The following is a 20,821-nucleotide window of genomic DNA, read 5'->3' on the forward strand; positions in this document are numbered from 1 at the left end:
GCTCTCGCACGGGCCGCCGCGTTCCGACACCCGGGAACAAGTGCCCGATCCTGCGTCTTTGTATCTTTGTCTCACGTTGCAGCTTGGCATTAAGGCGCCTATCTACACTCGACCTGATTCAGCGCGGTATCTCGACCGCGCTTTTCTTCATGAGGTGATGCATGGCGCGCGACGTATCCGATGCGACCCCCATCGGCGCGCGGTCGGAGCTCGTGGAATGGATCGCGTCCGGCGAGAAGCCCCGCGGTTCATGGCGACTCGGCACGGAGCACGAGAAGGTGCCCTTCTACACGGCCGATGCCTCTCCCGTTCCCTATGACGGCGAGCGGGGGATTCGCGCCCTGCTGGAGGGCATGGAGAGCCGCACGGGCTGGCAGCCCATCATGGAGGACGACCATCCCATCGGCCTCTTCGACGAGGGCGGGGGCGGGGCCATTTCTCTCGAGCCGGGCGGGCAGTTCGAGCTGTCGGGCGCACCCCTGAAGACGCTCCATGAGACGGCTGCCGAGACGGCGCAGCACCTGGAGGACGTGAAGGCCGTGGGCGAGCGCCTCGGAATCGGCTTCCTGACGCTCGGGATGAGCCCGCTCTGGACGCGGGACCAGACGCCGGTCATGCCGAAGGCGCGCTATCGCATCATGACGAACTACATGCCGAAGGTCGGCAAACTCGGCCTCGACATGATGTACCGCACGTCCACCGTGCAGGTGAACATGGACTATGCGTCCGAGGCCGACATGGTGAAGAAGCTGCGGGTCTCGCTCGCGCTTCAGCCCATCGCCACCGCCATCTTCGCCAATTCGCCCTTCACGGACGGCAAGCCCAACGGCTTCCTGTCCATGCGCTCGCACATCTGGCGCGATACGGACGCCGACCGCACGGGCATGATGGCCTTCGCGTTCGAGGACGGTTTCGGCTACGAGGCCTATGTGGACTGGGCCCTCGACGTGCCCATGTATTTCGTGAAGCGGGACTCCACCTATCACGACGTCGCGGGCGCTTCGTTCCGCGATCTCTTCGCGGGCAAGCTGCCGCAACTGCCGGGCGAGCGCGCCACCCGCTCCGACTGGGCGAACCACGTCTCCACCCTTTTTCCGGAGGTGCGGCTCAAGCGCTATCTCGAGATGCGCGGCGCGGATGTCGGTGGGCCCGAGCATATCGCGGCGCTCTCCGCCTTCTGGACCGGACTGCTCTACGACGAGGCCGCCCTCGACGGGGCCTGGGAACTGGTGAAGGGCTGGAGCGCCGAGGAGCGGGAGCGTCTGCGCGCCGACGTTCCGAAATTCGCCCTCAACGCCTCCATCGCGGGCCGTCCGGTTCGCGACGTTGCCGGCGACGCGCTGGCTCTCGCGCGGGCGGGCCTCGCGCGCAGGGGCTTCCTGGACGACCAAGGGCGGGACGAGACGCGCCACCTCGACTTCGTGGAGGAGATCGTGGCATCGGGCCGCACTCAGGCCGAGCGTCTGCTGGAGCGCTATCACGGAGCCTGGGGCGGCTCCGTCATGCCGGCCTTCAAGGAATGCGTTTTCTAAGCGCCGCCCGAGGCTGCGCAAAGAGGATCACGCAGCCTCCGCCATGGACACCCTGTTGCGGCCCTCGAGCTTCGCCTGGTAGAGCGCCTGATCGGCCAGAGTCACCAGCATCTTGGGATCGCTGTCGAGCTGCTCGAAAGCGGGCATGACCGCCGCGGTGCCGATGCTGATCGTGAGCACGCAGGACGGCGTATTGGCATTGTGGGGAATGGCAAGCGCCTCGATCCGGGCCCGAGCCTCCTCCGCGACCGCCGCGGCGCCGGCCGCATCGGTCGCCGGCAGGAGAATGACGATTTCCTCGCCGCCATAGCGTGCCACGAGATCGCCCGGGCGCTTCACCGCCGTCGACAGCGCCCGTGCCACCGTCTGCAGGCTCTCGTCGCCCGCCTGGTGCCCGTAATAGTCGTTGAAGCATTTGAAGCGGTCGATATCGATGAGCAGGAGCGCCAGCGGCGTGCCCTGGCGTGCCGCCCGGGACCATTCGGTTTCGAGAGCCTTGTCGAAGGTCCGGCGGTTGGCGAGGCCGGTCAGGCCGTCGGTGGTCGCCAGGATGGACAACTCCGCTTCCGCCCTTTCGCGCCGGGTCAGCTGCCGCGAGAGGCTCCATCCGAGATAGGCGAGGAGGCCGACCAGGATCAGGACGGCGACGGCCCGGTACACGAATTCCCGGTTCCAATCCGCAAGGGCCTCGACCCTGCCGACCGACGCGAGGACGCCAATGGGAAAGATGTGGTTGCGCTGATAGCCGCTGATGCGCTCCACCCCGTCGATGGGGGACTTGTACTCGAAGGATCCCCAGGTGACGCCATCCTTGAACCAGGGCTCGTAGGATACGTTGCGCCCGATGGCGTTCTCCCGGGAGGGAAAGCGCACGAGCAGGGTGCCGTCGGTGTGAAACAGGGTGATCGTTCCCTGCATGCCCACGTCGAAACGGCTGAAAAAGGTCGCGAAGTAGAGATGGGGAATGGTCGCCACGGCGACGCCGCCGAAGCTGCCGTCCGGTTTGTCGATGCGGCGCGAGAGCGTCAGAACCCAGTCGCTGCCGACCGGATCCCGGATGAGGGGGCCGAAGAACCATCTCCCGGCGGGCGTCGTGCTGTGATGCTGGAAAAACGCCTGGTCCCGGACATCGACCTTGTAGCGGTGGCCCGGCAGGGAGCTGCCGAGAAGCACACCGTCCGCACCGTAGATGGTCAGGGTCTTGAAGCGGCGCAGGGTTTGGATCCGCTCGGCCAGGAACTCGTCCATCTGCGTGATCGCATCCGGGGAGGCGCCGCCCCTTTCGATGCGGTCGACGATGTCGACCAGAATGGCGTCGGCCAGTTCGAAGGTGTCCTCGACGTGCTGGGTGAGGGATTTGGCGAGGTTGGTCACCGACGCCTCGATGGCCGTGAACTCCTCCTGGCGCTCGTTCCAGTCGCGCCAGCCTTCGAGGGTCACGATGGCCAGGCAGACAACGGCGACGAATGCCTTCAGCCACAGGGCCGAGGACAAAGCCTTGATGGAACGTGCTGCCGCCATGGTGCCCTCCGACGGATCGTCCGGGCTAGCCCGAGGCCAGCTTGAGGCCGAGAATGCCGGCCACGATCAGTCCGATGCAGGCGAGGCGCGCCGCCGTCGCAGGTTCCCCCAGGAGAATGATGCCCAGAATTGCGGTTCCGACCGTTCCGATCCCGGTCCAGACGGCATAGCCGGTGCCGACGGGCAGGGATTTCAGCGCCAGGCCGAGCAGCAGGACGCTGACGATCATGCTGGCCGCCGTGAGAACGGAGGGAAGAATGCGGGTGAATCCGTCCGTGTACTTCAAGCCGATAGCCCAGCCGATTTCGAAGAGGCCCGCGAGAACGAGATAAGTCCATGCCATGACAGGGCTCCGTCACAGGCAGGGCCGTCCCCACCGATCGCCGGGAAAGCACGAGGTCGTCCTCGTACTCCGAAAGGTATAGAGGAAAGATTTTGCCGCCTCAATCTGTTGCGAGGCTCGCGACTTGCAAAGCCGACTTTGCTTAAGTTCCGTCTTGCGGCGAGCGCCGGCACCCATGCGCCGGCGGAGCGCGCGGCCGAGACTGGGGCGGAAGGGGCCGGCTTGCTCAGTTTCCCTGCTCCTCTGCCGTCCGCGTCCCGCCGAGGGTCGCGAGGGGGTGGAACGGAGCATAGATCTGATGCTTCCACTCGTCGCCGCAATGAGTGCAGATGGAACGCATCATGTGGTTGCTCTGCTCCAGACGCCTGAGCAGGCGCTCCTGCCGCTCCTTGGCCTCGTTCTGAACGGCGTCGTAGCCGGAGGGACGCACCACCAGTTGCAGGGGCTTCGACGCCTCCTGGGCCAGGGCCGCCCCGGTCAGGGAGGCGAAAATTGCGGCGGAGAGCACGGCTCTCATCATCGATTCGTCCTGCAGGATTTCCTCATCGGATGACTGGACTCCAGAGGGCGCCGTCTCGTCAACCCTCGCGGGTATGAAAGGCGACGATGCGGCGCAGTCATTTGTGCATTTTCTCAAGGCGAGGTCAAAAATTATCAACGGTTACGTATGGTTAGCTATATGAACGAAGAGGTTTCCCGTCCGGATCGAGACCTAACTCCGCGAAGCTTGCGAAGCAGTTCGGAGGGAGTTCATGATCAAGATCGACAGGCGTGGTGATGCCCCAGGGCAGCGTATCGGAACAGCCGCGAAGTATCTGACATTCCGTCTGATGGCAGGCGCCTCTGCCGGCGTCCTCGCCCTCCTGGTTCTGGGTCGGCCCGCCTGGGCGGACTGCGTGCGGAACGGCAATTCGGTCGCCTGCTCCGGCACGTCCGTCTCCACCAATGCTCCGCTCGCCGTGGTCAACAGCGACGGAGCCGTCACGGTCGAGGGACAGGCGATGGTCAACGGCGATACGTTCAGCGCGATCCTCGGGTCCGGCGACCGCACCTCGCTGACCAACGACGGCACCCTGTCGACGAACGGAAACGCGGCGGACGTGATGGAGATCGTCGGTCATCAGGGCGTCATCCTCAACCGCGGAACGGCATCGTCGGAAGGCACGTCCGCCGATGCGCTGCGCGCCGTCAGGGACCGGAACGCCGTGACCAATGCAGGCACCGTGCGGACGACCGGATCCTCCGGCCGCGCCATGTACGGGGAGGGGAAAGCCAACACCCTCACCAACCGGGGCAGCATCGTCACCACGGGGCGAGGCGCCGAAGGCATGAGAGCCAAGGGCGACGACAACACGCTCGTGAACGAGAACCAGATCTCCACGTCCGGCGACTTCAGCAACGGCGTGAGGGCGACCGGAAGCCGCAACGCGATCTCCAACAGCGGCACGATCAGAACGTCGGCGGCAACGCCCAGCGGATCAAGATCGATCAAGGCACCGGCAACGCCGTCGTCAACAGCGGCTCGGTTCACACCAGCGGGGCCGCATCGTCCTACGGCATCTGGGTCAGCACGACCTCCGGCCAGAGCACGCGTCTCGTCAACGAGGCCTCGGGCGTCATCGAGACCCGGCAGAGCGATGCCCTGCACTTCGAGGGTGGCAGCGAGCGGTTCGAGAATTTCGGCCGCATCGTCGCCCGCAGCGGCGTCGCCGGGCAGCTGGGAAGCGGGGACGATTACTTCCTGATCGGCTCCTCGTCGCAGATCGACGGCTACATCGACGCCGAGAGCGGAACGGATACCTTTGCGCTCGGCGGCGACACAGACGCCACCTTCGACGTGAGCAAGATCGGCCCTGCGGCGCAGTACCGCCACTTCGAGAATTACGAGAAGGTCGGAGCCTCGACCTGGACGACGGTCGGCACCAACGATGCCGCCATGCCCTGGGCCGTCCGGGAGGGAACGCTCATGGTTATCGGGTCCATGGGCGGCTCGGACATGACCGTGTTCTCGGGAGCGACCCTCGGCGGCTCCGGAACGGTCGGCAGCATCAGCGCCCGGTCCGGCAGCACGTTGACGCCGGGCGTGGGCGGAATCGGCATCCTGAACGTCACCGGCAACGTGCTGATCGCCAACGGCACGATCTACCGGGTCGACCTCGATGCGGGCCTGCAGAGCGACAGAATCGTGGCCAACGGCACGGCGGAGGTTCAAGGGGGGCGCGTCCAGGTCAATGCCCTGCCGGGCGATTACAGGCCGGGCAGCCGGTGGACGATCCTCTCGGCGCAGGGCGGCGTGACGGGGCAGTTCTCCAGCGTGACCACGAACCTCGCCTTCTTCAGGCCGATCCTGACGAAGGACGGCAACAACATCTATCTCATGCTGCCGCAGATCCGGCCCTCCACGATGCCCGCCGACCGGCCGATCATCGATCCCTATCTGCCGGTGACGGAGGACGAACTGCCTCGCGTTCTCGACCTCACCTCGGGCGAGGCGCTGGTGAGCGCCACGGGCGTGATCTTGAGCCACGACGATCTCTTCCGCGCCGCCATCCTCTGCCGCCTGCGGTGCTCCATGGGCGGGTTGCCCACCTTCGCGGCGCTCGACGGCGTGCAGGTCGATTACATGGCCGACATGCCCGCGCACAGGCAGGCCGTCGCGGCGCCGGTGGCCGTTGCGCCTGCCCGGAACACGGATTGGGCCGTCTGGGGCAAGGCCATCGGCTCCTGGGGCACGACGGATGCGACGGCCACCACGGCGGCGGTGGAGCGCACTACCGGCGGCGTCGTGTTCGGCGTCGATGGCGGTCTCGGCACGCCCTATCGCTTCGGGCTCGCGGCCGGCTACTTCTCGACCGGCTTCGACGTGGCGGGACTCTCGTCCTCCGGAACGGTCGAAAGCCTTCATATCGGCGCCTACGGTTCCGCCTCTCTCGGGGCCTTCAACCTGCGGGGCGGCGTGGCCTATGCCCACCACGAGGTCGACGTGCACCGGGCTATCGCCTTCACGGGCTTTTCCGGCACCACGCTCTCCGGCAGCTCGACGGATTCCGTTCAGGCCTTCGGAGAGGTCGGCTACGCGATTCCGCTGAGCGAACGCCTCGTCATCGAGCCCTTCGCAGGCCTGGCGCACGTGCATATCGACAGCCGCGCGATCATGGAGGAGGGCTCCGCCGTCGCGGTGATGGGCGAGGCCCATTCCTTCGACACCACCTACTCCACCCTCGGAGCGCGCCTGACCGCCACCCTGCCGACCAGCGCCGGCCTGCTCACGTTCAAGGGCATGCTCGGGTGGCGCCATGCCTTCGGCGACACGGTGCCGGAAGCAACCTTCTCCTACGTGTCCGGCAGCACGCCCTTCCTCATCTCGGGCGCGCCCATCGACACGGATAGCCTCGTGGCCGAAGCGGGGCTGAACTGGGCGGTGAGCGAGAAGGTCACGCTCGGCGTCGCCTATACCGGCGCCATCGGCGCGAAGAACCAGGAGCACACCCTGCGCGGCAGCCTGAGCATTCGGTTCTGAGGCCCATCGGCTGTGTGCCAATGAAAGCCCCGCGGGCGCTCCCGCGGGGCTTTCGTGTCACGATCTTCGGCCGCCCGATCTAAATGGCGAAGAAGTCGAACTGGGTCAGCTTAAGGTTCTTGTCCAGAATCGCGAACTTGATGGCCTTCGCGGCTCCGGTGCCGTCGGAATCGTAGAACACCGCGCCGGTCTTCTTGTTGTAGATGATGCGGTCGGAGGCGTCGTGGGCCTTGGAACCGATCGACTGCCGGCGACCTGGAACTTGCCGTCCGGGTCGCTCACGATCGTCGTTGCATCTGTCGCGGAGAGCCGTTTGCCCGGCTCGTTCAATCCGCCAGCAACGACACGTTATGTCATATTGTATCGCATTTAAACTCCTAATTTGTCTTTATAATGTCCAAAATGTCGCGCCTGTTTGGCGGTGCAATAATTCCTGCACCCCCGAAGGATGACCGCGAAAGAGTGCCTTTCCGGCAAGGGGCTCAATGCTAGGCTGAATCAACAAAGTGTGAGCCCGAGTGGAGGGCTCGGGAGGCCTGGATGGTGCAGCGCGGGGATGATGTCCGTGATAACTACGGCAGTCCGGACATCATTGACCGGGTGCTCGCAGCGGTGGCCGAGGCGGGCCACAGGACCGATCAGCTCGCTGCCGAAATGCTCTACCCGTTCGACCAGCTTCATGGGCGCGAAATCGTTGCCACGCGGGAGCATGTGGGCCGTCTGCGGCTGACGCCGGGCATGCATGTGCTCGATGTCGGATCGGGCATCGGGGGGCCGGCGCGCTACGTGGCGCAGACCTACGACGTGGCGGTGACGGGGATCGACATCACGCCCGAATTCGTGGCCACGGCCAACGAGCTGACCCGACGCTGCGGCCTGGACCGCCGCGTCTCGTTCGAGGAGGCGGACGCGCTCTCCATGCCCTTCGAGGATAACACCTTCGACGCCGCGCTCTGCCTCTATGTGGGCATGAACGTGGTCGACAAGGCGCATCTGTGCCGCGAGATCCGCCGCGTGCTGAAGCCGGGAGGGCATCTGGTATGGAGCGAGGCCGCGCTCGGCCCCGTCGGCCCCGTCCGGTTTCCGGTGCCGTGGGCGCGCTTCCCATCGGCCAGCTTCCTCGTGCCGCCGCAGGTTCTGCAGCAGACCTTCACCAAGGCGCGTTTCCACATCGTCGATTTCATCGACGAGACCGAGAGGTTCATCGCGCCGGCCCAGCAGAACGGCACGGCTGAACCCACGCCGCCTCCGATGGCGCAGCAGGTGGCCAATCAGGTCGTCCTCGGCAACGACTTCATCGAGCGGCGCCAGAACTTCGTGCGCAACATGATGGAGGAGCGGCTGGTGAGCATCCTGATCGAGGCCGTGAAGACCTGATCCCTTCCCCAGCGGCAGCCGCCTCGGAACGACAGCGCCATGCATTCCGTTGGCATGGCGGATCGTGAACAGCCGGAGGCGAGACTTTCATGCTGACAGAATCGGATTTGAATGCCCCGGCCCAGCTGCATTACGAGACCGTCGGCGCATCCAAGGGCGACAGGCAGCGCGACTGGGGCGATGCCCGGGAGTTCCCGTCCCTGCGCGAAGCGGTGCATTGGGCCATGAACGAGGAGGCTCCGGCCGGCAAGCACGCGGTGATCCGCGCGGCTTCGGGGCACGTGCTCGAACCGGAGCATTTGGAGGAGATCTGGGCGAGCGTTCAGGGGCCTTGAGCCCCCGGCTCACATCCAGCCGAGGCTCAGCGCCCCGACCGTCAGGTATCGGGCCGTCTTGGCCACCGCCACGAGAAGGATGAAGACGGGCAGGGGCTCCCGCAGGACCCCCGCCACCAGCGTGAGCGGGTCGCCGATGACGGGCATCCAGCTCAGGAACAGCGTCCAGCGGCCGTAGCGATGATACCAGCCCTCCGCCTTCTTCATCTGCTCGCGCTTGACCGGAAACCAGCGCCGCCCCTCGAAATGGGCGAGGAACCGCCCGAGGAACCAGTTCACCACCGATCCTAGCGTGTTGCCGACGCTCGCCACCGCGATCAACAGCCATTCCGAGTAGCGGTCGGAGAGAAGCATGGCGAAGAGCACCGCTTCCGACTGGAACGGGAACAGGGTGGCCGAAAGAAAGGCCGCGGTGAAAAGGGCGCCGTATTCGGCAAAGGAGGGCATGAAGGCGGAATCTCTGTTGCCGGCAAAATCGTGCTCGTGTCGAGCGGGCGGGGAGGATGATCGTGGCGGTCATTCATCGGCGAAGCGACACGGCAAGATCCTCACATCGGGGTGCCATGTCCAGCACCTCCCGCAAAAGTGAGCAACTGCCGCCGGTGTTCCGCGTTGTCTATCCTTGATGGCCAAGGAGAGACGTCGTGCAGGACATGAACAGGACGAGGGGTAAAACCGCGCATGGGATGCGGGGCTCGCGAGAGCACGACCGCGCAGGGCGTTCGCGTCCGGCCTCCGGATCATGGCTTGCGCCCGCCCTGATCGGCGGAGTGGCGGCGGCCCTGGGCGCGACGGCGCTCTACGTGCACCGACGTTCCAAGGAGGCGGAGCGGCTGCACCCGCCCATCGGCCGCTTCATCGACGTCAACGGCGTCCGCCTGCACTACATCGAGCGCGGGCAGGGCGAACCGCTTGCGCTCATTCACGGCAACGGCTCGTTCATGCAGGATTTCCTGATCTGCGGCATGGTGGACGAACTCGCCAAGCGCTACCGGGTGATCGTGATCGAGCGCCCGGGCTTCGGCTACAGCTCTCGGCCGCGCCGCCTCTGGACCCCGCAGGCGCAGGCGAAGCTGATGCATGATGCGCTTCAACGCCTCGGGGTCGAGCGGGCCCACGTGCTCGGCCATTCCTGGGGCGCCATGGTCGCAGCGGCGCTCGCCGTGGATTTCCCTACCTTCGTGGAGAGCCTCGTTCTGGAATCCGGCTACTTCTACCCGACCCCGCGGGCGGATGTGCTGCTCGTCTCGCCGCCTGCCGTTCCCGTGGTCGGCGACGTGATACGCCATACCATCGCGCCCGTGACCTCGAGCCTCATGCTTCCGCAGATCTTCGACAAGATCTTCGATCCCGCACCCGTTCCGGAGCATTTCGCAAGGCACTTCCCCCGGGAGCTGGTCCTCAGGCCGTCGCACCTGCGCGCGGCCTCGGAGGACGTCGCGCTGATGATCCCGTCGGCCGCCAAGCTCCAGCACCGCTACCACGAGATCACGGCTCCGCTCGTGATCGTCGCGGGCGCGGGTGACCGGATCGTGGATATAGAACGCCATTCCGAGCGCTTGCATCACGATGTCCCGGGCAGCGAATTCGTGGAAATGCCGGGCATCGGCCATATGGGCCACCAATCGGCGCCGGATCTGGTGATCGAGGCCGTGGAGCGAGCCGTGCATCGGGCGAGACGGTCCCGCGTCGCCGCGCCGACAGGCGAAACCGTAGAGGCGCGCTGGCCCTGATGCGGCGCAATGGCGGTGGAATACGCAGGCTTCCCTTGTATTCCGCCGCCGTTACGCCTATGTAACATTTATCGACATTTGGCCGGACAATCGGGCTGTTACGCCTTGGCATGCCAGGCGCACGTTCAGACACTCTTCCAAACATCGACGAACCGGGTTCGAGGCCGTGCGTTACCACGCCCTTGCGCCCACGTGCACTGACACATGACTGAGGAATATCCCATGAACACGGGCACCGTGAAATTCTACAACGACCAAAAGGGCTTCGGCTTCATCCAGCCGGACAATGGCGACAAGGACGTNCCCACCAGGATCTGATTGCCCTGGAGGGCGAAACGTCCGCCGGCATTGTCGAGGAGCTGATAGGTGAGGGTCTCGTCCGCATCGGCCGTGGACGAGAGCGTGCCGACCAGGGAACCGGCCGCCGCATATTCCGCCGCTACGGTGCCGGTTAGGACAGGAGCCGATGGAGCATTGTTGACGGGCGTCTGGTTCACGTTCGTCACCCGCACCGTCACGGTCTGGGTGTCGGAGGCCGAACCGTCCGAGGCGACCACTGTGAGAGTGTAGTCCGTGTCCTGGTCAACAGCCAGGCGCTCGGCGTTCGCCACGCTGATCGCGCCGGTGTCCTCGTTGATCGAGAACAGACCGTCGTAGGTGCCGTTGGTGCCGCCCAGCGAATAGGTCAGCGCCTGCCCGTCCGGATCCGACGCCGTGGTCGAGGCGATGACGCCCGCCCCGGCATTCTCCGCCACCACGACCTTGCCGGCGTGGTCGCCCGTGCCGCCCGTGCCGTTCTCCGAGGCCTCCACCGCCGCGATGTCAGGCGCCCGGTTCACGTTGTTGACGGTGATCCGCACGGTGCCGTTCGCAGTGGCCTCGCCGTCCGAGGCGATGAGTTCGTAATCGACCGGCTCGTCGGCCGTAACCTCGATGTTCTGATTGACCTGGATCTGGTTGCCCAACACGATCTTGAACCGCTCGTCGGCGCTGATCAGGCCGTTCGAACCCGCAAGTGCGTCGGCGAAGGTGTAGGTCACCGTTTCGCCCTCATCGTCCGTCCGGGTGAGCGTCGCCACGCTTGCGCCCTCCGGGGAGCGCTCGTCGATGCTGAAGCTGCCCGATGGCTCATCCGGCGGGGCGTTGCCGCCGGTCGCAACGTTCCGGACCGTGATGGTGACGCCGCCGTCGGTGGTCAGTTTGCCGTCGGAGGCGCGCACTGCATAGGTGACGGTGTCGTCCTCGTCCACGCCGAACGGTTGATTCACCAGGATCTGGTTGCCGACGATCTTGAAGCGGCTGTCGGCGCTCACCGTTCCGCCGCCCTCGAAGGTGTAGGTCACCGTCTCGCCGTCCGCGTCCTTTTCGGCCAGGTTCGCCACCACCGTGCCGGCCGCCTTGCCCTCGTTGACGACGAAGCTGCCGGCCGGGGCCGCGGGCGCTTGGTTCTCCAGCGAGAGCGTGCCGTTGCTGAACTGCACCAACTCGATGTTGCGCAAGAGGTCCGTGCCGTCCTCGTCTGCCCGCTTGTCGACGATCGTGACGCTGCCGTCCTGGTTTCGGATGACGGTGTAGTCGGAGATCGCGCCGGAGAAGAGGGCCTTGTCCTGGCCCGCGCCGCCGTCCAGCGTGTCGTCGCCCTTTCCGCCTTGCAGCACATTGCTGCCCGAATTGCCCGTGAGCGTGTTGGCGCCTTCGCTGCCGGTGCCGTCAAGGTTGCCGGTGCCCGTGAGCTGCAGGTGCTCGACATGGGCGCCGAGCGTAAAGCTAACCGAAGCGCGGACGGTGTCGGTTCCGTCGTCCGCCGCTTCCTGCACCACGTCGCCGCCATCGTCGACGATATAGATGTCGCTGCCCTCGCCGCCGATCAGGGTATCTGCGCCGGCGCCGCCGTCGAGGCGGTTGTCGCCGTCATTGCCGGTGATCGCGTTGGCGAGCTCGTTGCCCGTGTCGTCGAGCCGTTCCGTACCAGTAAGGACGAGATTTTCGACGTTGACCCCGAGGGTGTAGGAAATCGTGGTCCTGACGGTGTCGGTTCCTTGGTCCGCAGCTTCCGTCACGACGTCGCCCGCATTGTCGATAACGTAGGTGTCGTCGCCGAAACCGCCTGCCATCTGGTCCGCGCCCTCGCCGCCATCCAGGAGATCGTCGCCGCGAAACAGGAGATCGCCGTCTCCGGTGAGTATGTCGTCTCCGCTATGGCCGAAGAGGCTGTCACTTCCGTCGCCACCGACGAGGTTATCGCTGCCGTTACCCCCGTGAGCTGTATCGTTGCCTCTTTCGAGTGAGACGAGGCCCGTCACGACACCTCCGCGGCCATCATAGAGGTCGGCACCGTTGCCGAACTGCAGGTTGCCCTCCATGCGTCCGGTGTTGAACACTTGGTCGCGTCCCGAACCGCCCTTGAAGGCAGTAGCCCCGATGATGGTCCCGGAATTCGTCAGGGTCGATTGCTCATCGTGCCCACTGAACAAATCGACGGCGATGGTTCCCCCCTGGATCAAACCCGAATTCACCACCCGCATCGGCCCTTGCCCAATGATTCCGATGGTCCCGCCGATGATGTCGCCGTCGTTGAAGACGCCGTATTGGGAAGGGTCGACGGCCGATGCACGAACATCGCTGCCGGTCAGTGTGTTTGCCAGGTTGAGGTCAATTGCAGCATCGGTGCCTGAAATGACACCTCTGTTGACGATCTGGTTCTGATATCCCTCAAGCCCTGCGCGAATGCCGTAGAAGCCTGTGATCATTCCGGTGTTGATGACAGAATTGCCGCCGAAATTCAGGAAAACGCCTGAATTGAGAATTCCGCCTGCCAGATCGCCGGTATCGGAGGCGCGGATCTGACCTGCATTTGTCAGGGTATTGTCTCTGCCGCTGAGATGAACGCCGGCCGTATGACTGTCGATGACGCCGGAGGCGGAGACGCGGACGGAACTTCCATCGTGTGCAAAGACAATGCCGGTGTCGGCTGCATAGACCGAGCCGTCGATCCTGGCATGGCTTGCCGAGTTTCCGGTGTTGCTGATGCCGTTTGCGTCTTCTGTAAGAATCGAGCCGGTCGAAGTGACCACCACATTCGGGTCATCGTCCGAGGCAATGACCTCGGTCGTGACCACCGTCGAAATATATTGCGTCATCTGAGATGCCCCTCACGTTCAGTAAGAGGCAATCTGTAACATTATATAATGCCAATCAACACCTGATGTTGTCTGGCAGTTAATAAGGACGTTGCATCAGCACATTCATTCCCAGCCAAACATGTTCCGGCAGGCCTGCGGCCTAGACCATACGGCCTAGACCGGCCCCATGCGGCACCTTGCCGCCGGCGACGGGTCGTCGTCCGCCCGGGCGCCCATCAGCTGCACCGGATCATCGACACCTTCTCTGGTATGTCCGCCACCGCCGGCTCGTAGGCGCCGGTCTCCGGGTTGCGCACCATCAGCACGCCCGAAGCGACCCCGAAGAAGGCGCCGTGGAGCTGGAGCTTGCCGCGCTCGACCAGGATCCGCACGCAGGGGAAGGTCATCAGGTTGTTGAGGCTGTTCTCGATGGCGGCGAGTTCGAGCTTCGCCACGTAGTCGTCGAGGCTCTCCCGGCGCGGGCCGAGGCGCTCGGCGGCGGGGGCGATCAGGGTCATCCAGCGGCCGATGAAGTCGCCGGGCGACAGGGGGGCGGTGTCGTCCGCGAAGGCGCGGATGCCGCCGCAGCGGGCATGGCCCATCACCACGATGTGCTTCACGCGCAGCGCCTGCACGGCGAATTCCAGGGCCGCCGAGGTGCCGTGATACTCGCCGCCCGTCTCGTAGGGCGGCACGAGGTTGGCCACGTTGCGCACCACGAAGAGCTCCCCCGGGCTGGCGTCGAAGATCACCTCCGGCGAGACCCGGCTGTCGCAGCAGCTGATCACCATCACCTCGGGGGACTGGCCCTGCTCGGCCAACGCTTCGTAACGGGATTTCTCGCGCGCGAAGCGATCGTCGAGGAAGGCGCGGTAGCCTTCGGTCAGGCGCGATGGAAACATGGGAGACGCTCCTTCGGGTCGCAGACGGTTTCGGTCGGCGCGATTGATAGGTCATCCGGCCCGGCAGCGCCAGACCTGCCGCCACCGGCCAGCGATGTCAGAAATGCTCGGCGCGGATCACCTGGACGTCGGAGACGGCGACGATGCCGATCTGGCGCGACACCACCGCGTAGACCTCCTCCAGCACCGGGTCGAGCCGCGTCGGGTCGGTGATGCAGACCACCATCACCATGCGGCCCGCGTCGCCTGCCAGGCCCTCGCTGCTCCAGGGGCCGTCATGCCCCCGGCCTGCCAGGGCCGGGACCACCGTGTAGCCGGTGACCTGGGCCCGGTCGAGCCGGTCCAGGAGGCGCCGGAGGACCGGGAACTCGACGACGATCTCGACGCGCTTCTTGAGGTGGGTCTGCATGGAACGGCTGCGCTCTTGAGGGTGAAGCCCCTATCCTGCCACGAGCCCGGCCAGGGCCATATAGAGCGGGATGCCGAGGGACAGGTTGAACGGAAAGGTCACGCCCAGGGACAGGGTGAGATAGATCGCGGGCTTCGCCTCGGGAAGGGCGAGGCGCATGGCGGCCGGCACGGCGATGTAGGAGGCCGAGGCCGCAAGGGTGATGAACAGGGCCGCGCCGCCCGGCGACAGGCCCAGCGGAAGGGCCGCCAGGGTCGCGAGCGCCGCGCTCAGCAGGGGCATGACGATGCCGAAGCCGAGAACGGGCGGGGAGAGGTGCCGGGCCCCCTCCCGCATGCCGCGTCCCGCCACCAGGCCCATGTCGAGCAGGAACAGGCAGAGCACGCCCCGGAACGGATCGACGATGAAGGGGGCGATCATCCCCAGGCCCTTCTGGCCCGTGGCCCAGCCGATGAGGAACGACCCCACCAGCATCACTACGGAGCCGTTGAGGCCGACCTCGTGCAGGAGCGAGCCGAGGCTGCCACCGTTCCCGCCGCTCCGCTCCTGGCCCTTCCGGGCGAGGAGCAGGGCCGACAGAATGGCGGGCGTCTCCATCACGGCCGCGACGGCGACGAGATAGCCCTCGAAAGGGATGTTCTGCCCGCGCACGACCTCGGTCGCCGCGATGAAGGTGACGATGGAGATCGAGCCGTAATGCGCCGCCACCGCCGCCGCGTCTACCCGGGACAGGCGGGAAACGGCGCGCAGGATCAGGAAGCCGATGACCGGGATCGCGAAGGAGAGCGCGATGCCCATGAGCACCACGCCGACCATGCGCGCCGTGACGCCGCTGGCGGCGATCTCCGCGCCGCCCTTGAAGCCGATGGACAGCATCAGGTAGAGCGCGAGCGTCTTCGCGACGGCTTCCGGCACCGTCAGGTCCGAGCGCGCCAGGGCCGCCGCGAGCCCCAGCGCGAAGAACAGCACCATCGGCGAGAGCAGGTTCTGGGCAGCGAGTTCGAGCAGGCTCACGGGAGTCGGGCCTCAGGGAACGAGTTCGGAGAGGCGCTGGAGCTCGACGTTGGCGCCGCACAGGAGCACGCCGACCCGCTCGCCCGGGGCCGGCCTGTAGGCGCCCGAGACGAGGGCCGCCAGTGCCGCAGCCCCGCCGGGCTCCGTGGCGATGCGCCAGTCGCGCCAGAGCAGCCTCTGCGCCTCGCGGATCGCCGGATCCTCGACCAGGGCCACGTGGTCCACCGTCTCACGGCAGATCGCGTAGACGAGATCGCCCGTGTTGCGGGCGCCCAGGGAATCGGCCGCGACCGAATCCACGTCCACGTCGACCGGGCGTCCGGCCTCCAGCGCCGCGTGGAGCGCGCGCGAGCCCTTGGGTTCGACGCCCACCACCTTCACGCGGCCATTCCACCAGCTTCCAATGCCGCTGATGAGACCGCCGCCGCCGACCGCGACCAGCACCGTGTCGAGGGGAGGGGCGTCCTCCTCCCATTCGAGGCCGGCGGTGCCCTGGCCCGCAATGGTCGTCTCGGCCCCGAAGGGGTGGACCCGCAGCGCCCCGCTCTCGGCCACGTAGAGGTCGCAGGCCTCCTGCGCGTCCGCATAGCGCGCGCCGCCGATCACTACCTCGGCCCCATGCGAGCGGATGACGGCGATTTTCGCGGGGCTCGAGATTTCCGGCACGAAGATGCGCGCCTTCATGCCGAGCCGCTTTGCCGCATAGGCTACCGCGGCGCCGTGGTTGCCGCCCGAGGCGGCCGCCACCCCCGCCTCCGTCACCTTCTGGCTCAGCAGGGTGTTGAACGCGCCACGGGTCTTGAACGAGCCCGCATGCTGCAGGAATTCGAGCTTCAGGCTGACCGGGCCGTCATGGCCGAAGGCGCCGCGCAGCGTCCAGGACGGCGTGCGGCGGATATGGGAGGCGATGCGGGAATGGGCGGCTTGGATGTCGGAGCGGGAGATGAGCATCAGTTGCGAAGGGTCCAGATGGCGACGGGCAGGCCGTGGGCATCACGGCCGGGCGGATCGGGAAAAGGTTGTCCCCCACCTCTCGCGATGTCGAGGGCCACGGTCAAGCCCGCAAGCGCATCGAGCAGGTCGTCCGGGCCGGCGCCCGGGGGAGCTTTCGCGCCGATCAGGTCCGTGGGAAGCCCGGCTCCGGCCAGGAGCGAGCGCCGCAGGGCGAGGCCCGGCTCATGGGGCCGGCTCTTGACCTTCTTCGGCTCTTGAAGCGCCTTCCGGCCGTTCAGCGCCCAGAAGGCGAGCTCGGGATGCACCTCGAAGATCCGCGGAACGAGATCGGGGCGCGCCTGGAGCAGTGCGTCGATCTCGCGGATCCTGGGGAAGAGGTTGAAGCCCTGCCGCGAGACCTTCCGCGGCGGCTCCGATGTAGCGAGGGCAAGGGCGCAGGCCTCGCCGTAATCCGGCGCGAAGACGGCCCGCCGCGACGGAATGGCGAAGACCGAGGATTGCCGCTCGCCGAGGAGCGGGCGCACGAGCTGCTCGGGCACCCGGCCCGAGCCCTCCGTCCGCTCCGGCAGTCCGATGGGCATGTCAACGGCCACGACCTGCGGCTTCTCCGGCCCGTCGAGGATGTCCGCAAGCGCCGGAGCGAGACGCAGAACGCACGAGGACGGTTCGTCGGGGATCATGAGAGCCGCGATCCAGCCTGCCCGGCATCCGTCCACACCGGCAACCCACATGAAGCGGCCTCCTCGATTTCGTTTGATGCGGCACGACCGGGGCCCTTAAATCGCAGGCAACCGCACGAGAGGGAAGCCATGACTCCGATCCGCCCGCGCCGCAGCGCGCTCTACATGCCGGGCTCCAACGCCCGGGCGCTGGAAAAGGCCAGAACCCTGCCGGCCGACACGGTGATCATCGACCTGGAGGACGCGGTGGCGCCGGACCTGAAGGCGGCGGCCCGCGAGCAGGCCTGCAATGCCGTCCGGCAGGGCGGCTACGGCGCGCGCGAGGTGGTGATCCGCATCAACGCCCTCGATACCCCCTGGGGCGAGAACGACCTGGCGGCCGCGGCCCAGGCGGCGCCGGATGCGGTGCTGGTGCCGAAGGTCTCCTCGCCCGAGGCATTGGTGGCCGTCGGCATCCGCCTGCGCCGGCACGGGGCGCCGGAGCGCACGCGGGTCTGGGCCATGATCGAGACGCCGCTCGCGGTCCTGAAGGCCGAGGACATCGCCAGCGCCGCCCTCGACGTGGATACGCGTCTGTCCTGCTTCGTTCTCGGCACCAACGATCTCGCCAAGGAAACCCGCGCCCGCCTCCTGCCCGGCCGCGCCGCCATGATGCCTTGGCTCATGCAGGTGCTTGCCGCTGCTCGCGCCTACGGCATCGATGTGCTGGACGGGGTCTACAACGATCTTTCCGATGAAACCGGTTTCAGGGCCGAATGCGAGCAGGGACGCGATTGCGGCTTCGACGGCAAGAGCGTCATCCACCCCGGCCAGATCGCCGTCGCCAACGAGGTCTTCGCGCCGTCGCCGGACGAGGTGGAGACGGCCCGCGCCCTCATCGCCGCCTTCGAGCGGCCCGAGAACGCGGACAAGGGCGCTCTCGCCATCGGGGGCCGCATGGTCGAGCGGCTTCATGCGGAGATGGCGAGGCGGGTGCTGGGGCTGGCGGAGGCCATCGAGGCGCGGGGGCGGAGCTAGAGCCGATTCCATTTGCATGGAATCGGCTCTCTTCCTCGTCGTGCCGCGCTTTTGACGGCGAGCCGGATCCACTTCGCCGAGAAACGCTCCAGGCACAAGGCAAACCGCAGGAAGAATCGGGTCGGGAATCCTATGAGGCGGTTATGCGATTCTTGTGTTTGCGGAACTGCGACGGCCTGATGCCCGTGATCTGCTGAAACTTGTTCGAGAAGGCGAACGGGTTCTCATAGCCGACCTGGTTCGCGATCAGCTCGATTTTCACGTCCGTCGTCGCCAGGAGATGGGCCGCGTGCTGGATCCTCAGGACCGCAAGTTGCTGGATCGGGCTCCGTCCGAGGCTCCGGTGGCACAGCCGGCGCAGGTGCTCGCCACTCATGCTTGCCAGGTCGGCGAGCTCGCCCAGCGTCCAGTCTCGCGAGAGGTCCTGCTGGACGACGCTCCAGAGCGACAATAGCCGCTTTTCCCGGCGCCACGGCTCCATGAACAGGTCGACGTAGCGCTCGATGAGATCGATCCAGAGACCGCACGTGCCGATATCGCGAGCGCCTTCCACTTCATGAACGAGCCCCATGATCGCGTGCCGGAGCGGCTCCGGGTCGAAGCGCGCCATAAGCGGAGCGACCGCGCTGATCATCGAGAAGGGCGACGAAGGCGTGAAGCGCACCCAGCAATATTGCCACCGCCTCGACGGAATGGCGTGAAAGGCGTGCAGAACGTGGGCCGGAGCGAAAGTCGTCATCCCCACTCGATGCGGTCGCCAGCGGCCGTCGAGCAACATTCGTCCTTCGCCGCCGAGCGATCCGTGCAGATAGGCGCCGCTGAGCTTCGTCCTGACGATGCGATAGGGCGTGGCCGCGTCGCCGACCCCGACATGCGCGATGTGCCGTTGGCGGAGAAGCGGGCAGGTATCGTCGCGTATGATCCACTGTTGCGTCTTGGCGCCGACAATGTGTGTTTCGAGTAGCTTCTCGTGCGCTACGACCATGGCTTCCGTGTTCTTCGACTGCCAAACTTCCGCTCAAGATAACAAAAATCATCATGGAGGAAACGATGGCCGTAAGTCTCAAAAGCATCCTTTTGACGTCAGTACTTCTGCCGCTGGCAGTAACGCCTGCAACAGCACAATCGAACGCCGTTTCCGACGACGTGGTCAGGATCGGCGTGCTGACGGATATGAGCGGCGTCTATTCCGACTTGGCCGGAAAGGGTGCCGTCGAAGCCGTGAAAATGGCAGCGGAAGATTTCGGAGGGAAAGTTCTTGGCAAACCCATCGACGTCATCTTCGCCGATCATCAGAATAAGCCGGATGTCGGCTCCGCGACTGCTCGCCAATGGTTCGACACGGGCGGCGTTGATCTGATCGCCGACCTTTCCAATTCTGCCGTTGCACTCTCGGTCGCGACCCTCGCGAAGGAGCGGAAGCGTCATATCATCGTGAACGGCTCGTCGAACATGGGCATCACGAACCAGGTGTGCTCGCCCTACGCGGTGCATTACGCATATGACGCCTACTCGCTCGCTCACGGCACCGGCAAGGCCGTCGTCGAGCAGGGCGGCGATACCTGGTTCTTCCTCACGGTCGATTTCGCGTTCGGTATCGGGCTCGAGCAACAGGTTTCCGAGGTCGTTCGGGAAGCCGGAGGGCGTGTGCTCGGGTCCGCGAGGCATCCGCTCGGCACGACGGATTTTTCGTCCTTCGTTCTGCAAGCGCAGACATCCAAGGCGAAGATCGTCGGCATTGCCTCGACCGGCGGCGACGCGATCAACGCGATCAAGGCCGCCGCGGAGTTCGGGATCACGAAGGATCAGGACCTCGCTGCTCTTCTATTGTGGGTCAACGACGTCCACGCGATCGGCCTCGAGACCGCGCAGGGGCTTCTGCTCACGAATGCCTGGTACTGGGACATGAACGACGAAACGAGGTCCTTCGCCAAGCGCTACTTCGACCGTGTGGGCAACATGCCCAACATGAGCCAGGCGGCAGACTATTCGTCGACAATGCACTACCTGAAAGCCGTGCAGGCGGCCGGCACGGACGATCCGGACGCCGTCTCGGCCAAGATGCGGGAAATGCCCATCAACGACTTCTTCGCCAAGGACAGCAAGATCCGCGTCGATGGCCGCATGGTCCACGACATGTATCTCTGGAGGGTCAAGGCTCCTTCCGAGTCGAAGTATCCTTGGGACTATCTCAAGCTGGTCGACACGATTCCGGCCGAACGGGCTTTCCAGCCTCTCGATCAGAGCAAGTGCTATCTTGTGAATAAATCCGGCTGATTACCATGCCGCGCTCCGGCTCAACCGAAGCGCGGCATCTCCGACAGCCTCTCGCCTCGAAAGGAGGTGAGGGCGTGATCCAGTT

The 20,821-nt window shown here is 65.8% G+C and carries 18 protein-coding genes and 2 pseudogenes; 9 read left to right on the top strand and 11 right to left on the bottom strand.

Translation table 11 applies throughout. The annotated features are described in order from the left end of the window. Positions 1-161 precede the first annotated feature (161 nt). A complete protein-coding gene (locus ACFOYU_RS00925; protein WP_377032118.1) occupies positions 162-1,532 on the top strand; it encodes a glutamate--cysteine ligase in 1,371 nt (456 codons plus the stop codon). A 27-nt stretch (positions 1,533-1,559) separates the two neighbouring features. Here ACFOYU_RS00925 and ACFOYU_RS00930 read toward each other — a convergent pair whose 3' ends face one another. The 3 genes from ACFOYU_RS00930 to ACFOYU_RS00940 all read right to left on the bottom strand — a co-directional run bounded on the left by ACFOYU_RS00930 (position 1,560) and on the right by ACFOYU_RS00940 (position 3,916). After that, on the bottom strand, positions 1,560-3,053 hold the full coding sequence (locus ACFOYU_RS00930) for a diguanylate cyclase domain-containing protein (protein ID WP_377032119.1): 1,494 nt from the start codon (positions 3,051-3,053) through the stop codon (positions 1,560-1,562). A 25-nt stretch (positions 3,054-3,078) separates the two neighbouring features. Beyond that, positions 3,079-3,396, bottom strand: a complete 318-nt coding sequence (gene sugE, locus ACFOYU_RS00935) for a quaternary ammonium compound efflux SMR transporter SugE (RefSeq protein ID WP_226739745.1) — start codon at positions 3,394-3,396, stop codon at positions 3,079-3,081. A 226-nt stretch (positions 3,397-3,622) separates the two neighbouring features. After that, positions 3,623-3,916 carry a hypothetical protein gene (locus tag ACFOYU_RS00940; RefSeq protein ID WP_226739743.1) on the bottom strand — a complete coding sequence of 98 codons (294 nt, stop codon included), beginning with the start codon at positions 3,914-3,916 and terminating at the stop codon, positions 3,623-3,625. Positions 3,917-4,148: 232 nt separating this feature from the next. Here ACFOYU_RS00940 and ACFOYU_RS00945 point away from each other — a divergent pair, with 232 nt between their 5' ends. The 4 genes from ACFOYU_RS00945 (at position 4,149) to ACFOYU_RS00960 (ending at position 8,628) form a co-directional block, all read left to right on the top strand. Next, a complete protein-coding gene (locus ACFOYU_RS00945) occupies positions 4,149-5,141 on the top strand; it encodes a hypothetical protein (protein ID WP_377032120.1) in 993 nt (330 codons plus the stop codon). Between the two features lie 92 nt (positions 5,142-5,233). Beyond that, the gene (locus ACFOYU_RS00950; RefSeq protein ID WP_377032121.1) at positions 5,234-6,916 is read left to right on the top strand and encodes an autotransporter outer membrane beta-barrel domain-containing protein; all 1,683 of its coding nucleotides are present in this window, start codon (positions 5,234-5,236) and stop codon (positions 6,914-6,916) included. A gap of 540 nt (positions 6,917-7,456) precedes the next feature. After that, positions 7,457-8,293, top strand: coding sequence for a class I SAM-dependent methyltransferase (locus ACFOYU_RS00955; RefSeq protein ID WP_226739739.1), 837 nt, complete (start codon positions 7,457-7,459; stop codon positions 8,291-8,293). A gap of 89 nt (positions 8,294-8,382) precedes the next feature. Next, positions 8,383-8,628: a hypothetical protein gene (locus ACFOYU_RS00960; protein ID WP_226739737.1), complete on the top strand. Its 246-nt coding sequence runs from the start codon at positions 8,383-8,385 to the stop codon at positions 8,626-8,628. A gap of 9 nt (positions 8,629-8,637) precedes the next feature. Here ACFOYU_RS00960 and ACFOYU_RS00965 read toward each other — a convergent pair whose 3' ends face one another. Continuing rightward, positions 8,638-9,075 carry a YqaA family protein gene (locus ACFOYU_RS00965; protein WP_377032122.1) on the bottom strand — a complete coding sequence of 146 codons (438 nt, stop codon included), beginning with the start codon at positions 9,073-9,075 and terminating at the stop codon, positions 8,638-8,640. A 206-nt stretch (positions 9,076-9,281) separates the two neighbouring features. On the opposite strand from ACFOYU_RS00965, the gene ACFOYU_RS00970 reads away from it, so the two are divergent. Then, the gene (locus ACFOYU_RS00970; protein WP_377032477.1) at positions 9,282-10,361 is read left to right on the top strand and encodes an alpha/beta fold hydrolase; all 1,080 of its coding nucleotides are present in this window, start codon (positions 9,282-9,284) and stop codon (positions 10,359-10,361) included. A 222-nt stretch (positions 10,362-10,583) separates the two neighbouring features. After that, positions 10,584-10,661, top strand: a pseudogene (locus ACFOYU_RS00975) (cold-shock protein); the annotation flags it as partial. A gap of 215 nt (positions 10,662-10,876) precedes the next feature. Here ACFOYU_RS00975 and ACFOYU_RS00980 read toward each other — a convergent pair. From ACFOYU_RS00980 to ACFOYU_RS01005, 6 genes and pseudogenes are all read right to left on the bottom strand, one after another. Next, positions 10,877-13,501, bottom strand: a pseudogene (locus ACFOYU_RS00980) (cadherin domain-containing protein); the annotation flags it as partial. Between the two features lie 218 nt (positions 13,502-13,719). Then, complete coding sequence (locus tag ACFOYU_RS00985; protein ID WP_226738162.1) at positions 13,720-14,385, bottom strand: carbonic anhydrase; 666 nt, start codon at positions 14,383-14,385, stop codon at positions 13,720-13,722. Between the two features lie 97 nt (positions 14,386-14,482). Continuing rightward, the gene (locus ACFOYU_RS00990; protein ID WP_226738160.1) at positions 14,483-14,794 is read right to left on the bottom strand and encodes a DUF190 domain-containing protein; all 312 of its coding nucleotides are present in this window, start codon (positions 14,792-14,794) and stop codon (positions 14,483-14,485) included. A 30-nt stretch (positions 14,795-14,824) separates the two neighbouring features. Continuing rightward, a complete protein-coding gene (locus tag ACFOYU_RS00995) occupies positions 14,825-15,808 on the bottom strand; it encodes a sodium-dependent bicarbonate transport family permease (protein WP_319004813.1) in 984 nt (327 codons plus the stop codon). Positions 15,809-15,820: 12 nt separating this feature from the next. Continuing rightward, a complete protein-coding gene (locus ACFOYU_RS01000) occupies positions 15,821-16,759 on the bottom strand; it encodes a threonine/serine dehydratase (protein ID WP_226738158.1) in 939 nt (312 codons plus the stop codon). Further along, positions 16,759-17,493 carry a DUF429 domain-containing protein gene (locus tag ACFOYU_RS01005; RefSeq protein WP_226738156.1) on the bottom strand — a complete coding sequence of 245 codons (735 nt, stop codon included), beginning with the start codon at positions 17,491-17,493 and terminating at the stop codon, positions 16,759-16,761. The genes ACFOYU_RS01000 and ACFOYU_RS01005 overlap by 1 nt, the downstream gene beginning before the upstream one ends. A gap of 78 nt (positions 17,494-17,571) precedes the next feature. Between ACFOYU_RS01005 and ACFOYU_RS01010 the strand changes: the two genes are divergently transcribed. Then, positions 17,572-18,459, top strand: a complete 888-nt coding sequence (locus ACFOYU_RS01010; protein WP_226738154.1) for a CoA ester lyase — start codon at positions 17,572-17,574, stop codon at positions 18,457-18,459. A 130-nt stretch (positions 18,460-18,589) separates the two neighbouring features. Here ACFOYU_RS01010 and ACFOYU_RS01015 read toward each other — a convergent pair whose 3' ends face one another. Then, the gene (locus ACFOYU_RS01015) at positions 18,590-19,444 is read right to left on the bottom strand and encodes an AraC family transcriptional regulator (RefSeq protein ID WP_377032123.1); all 855 of its coding nucleotides are present in this window, start codon (positions 19,442-19,444) and stop codon (positions 18,590-18,592) included. A gap of 65 nt (positions 19,445-19,509) precedes the next feature. On the opposite strand from ACFOYU_RS01015, the gene ACFOYU_RS01020 reads away from it, so the two are divergent. Then, positions 19,510-20,736 carry an ABC transporter substrate-binding protein gene (locus ACFOYU_RS01020; protein ID WP_264196366.1) on the top strand — a complete coding sequence of 409 codons (1,227 nt, stop codon included), beginning with the start codon at positions 19,510-19,512 and terminating at the stop codon, positions 20,734-20,736. Positions 20,737-20,821 lie beyond the last annotated feature (85 nt).

The sequence above is a fragment of the Microvirga sp. GCM10011540 genome, assembly GCF_042650665.1.
GTDB lineage: Bacteria > Pseudomonadota > Alphaproteobacteria > Rhizobiales > Beijerinckiaceae > Microvirga > Microvirga lenta.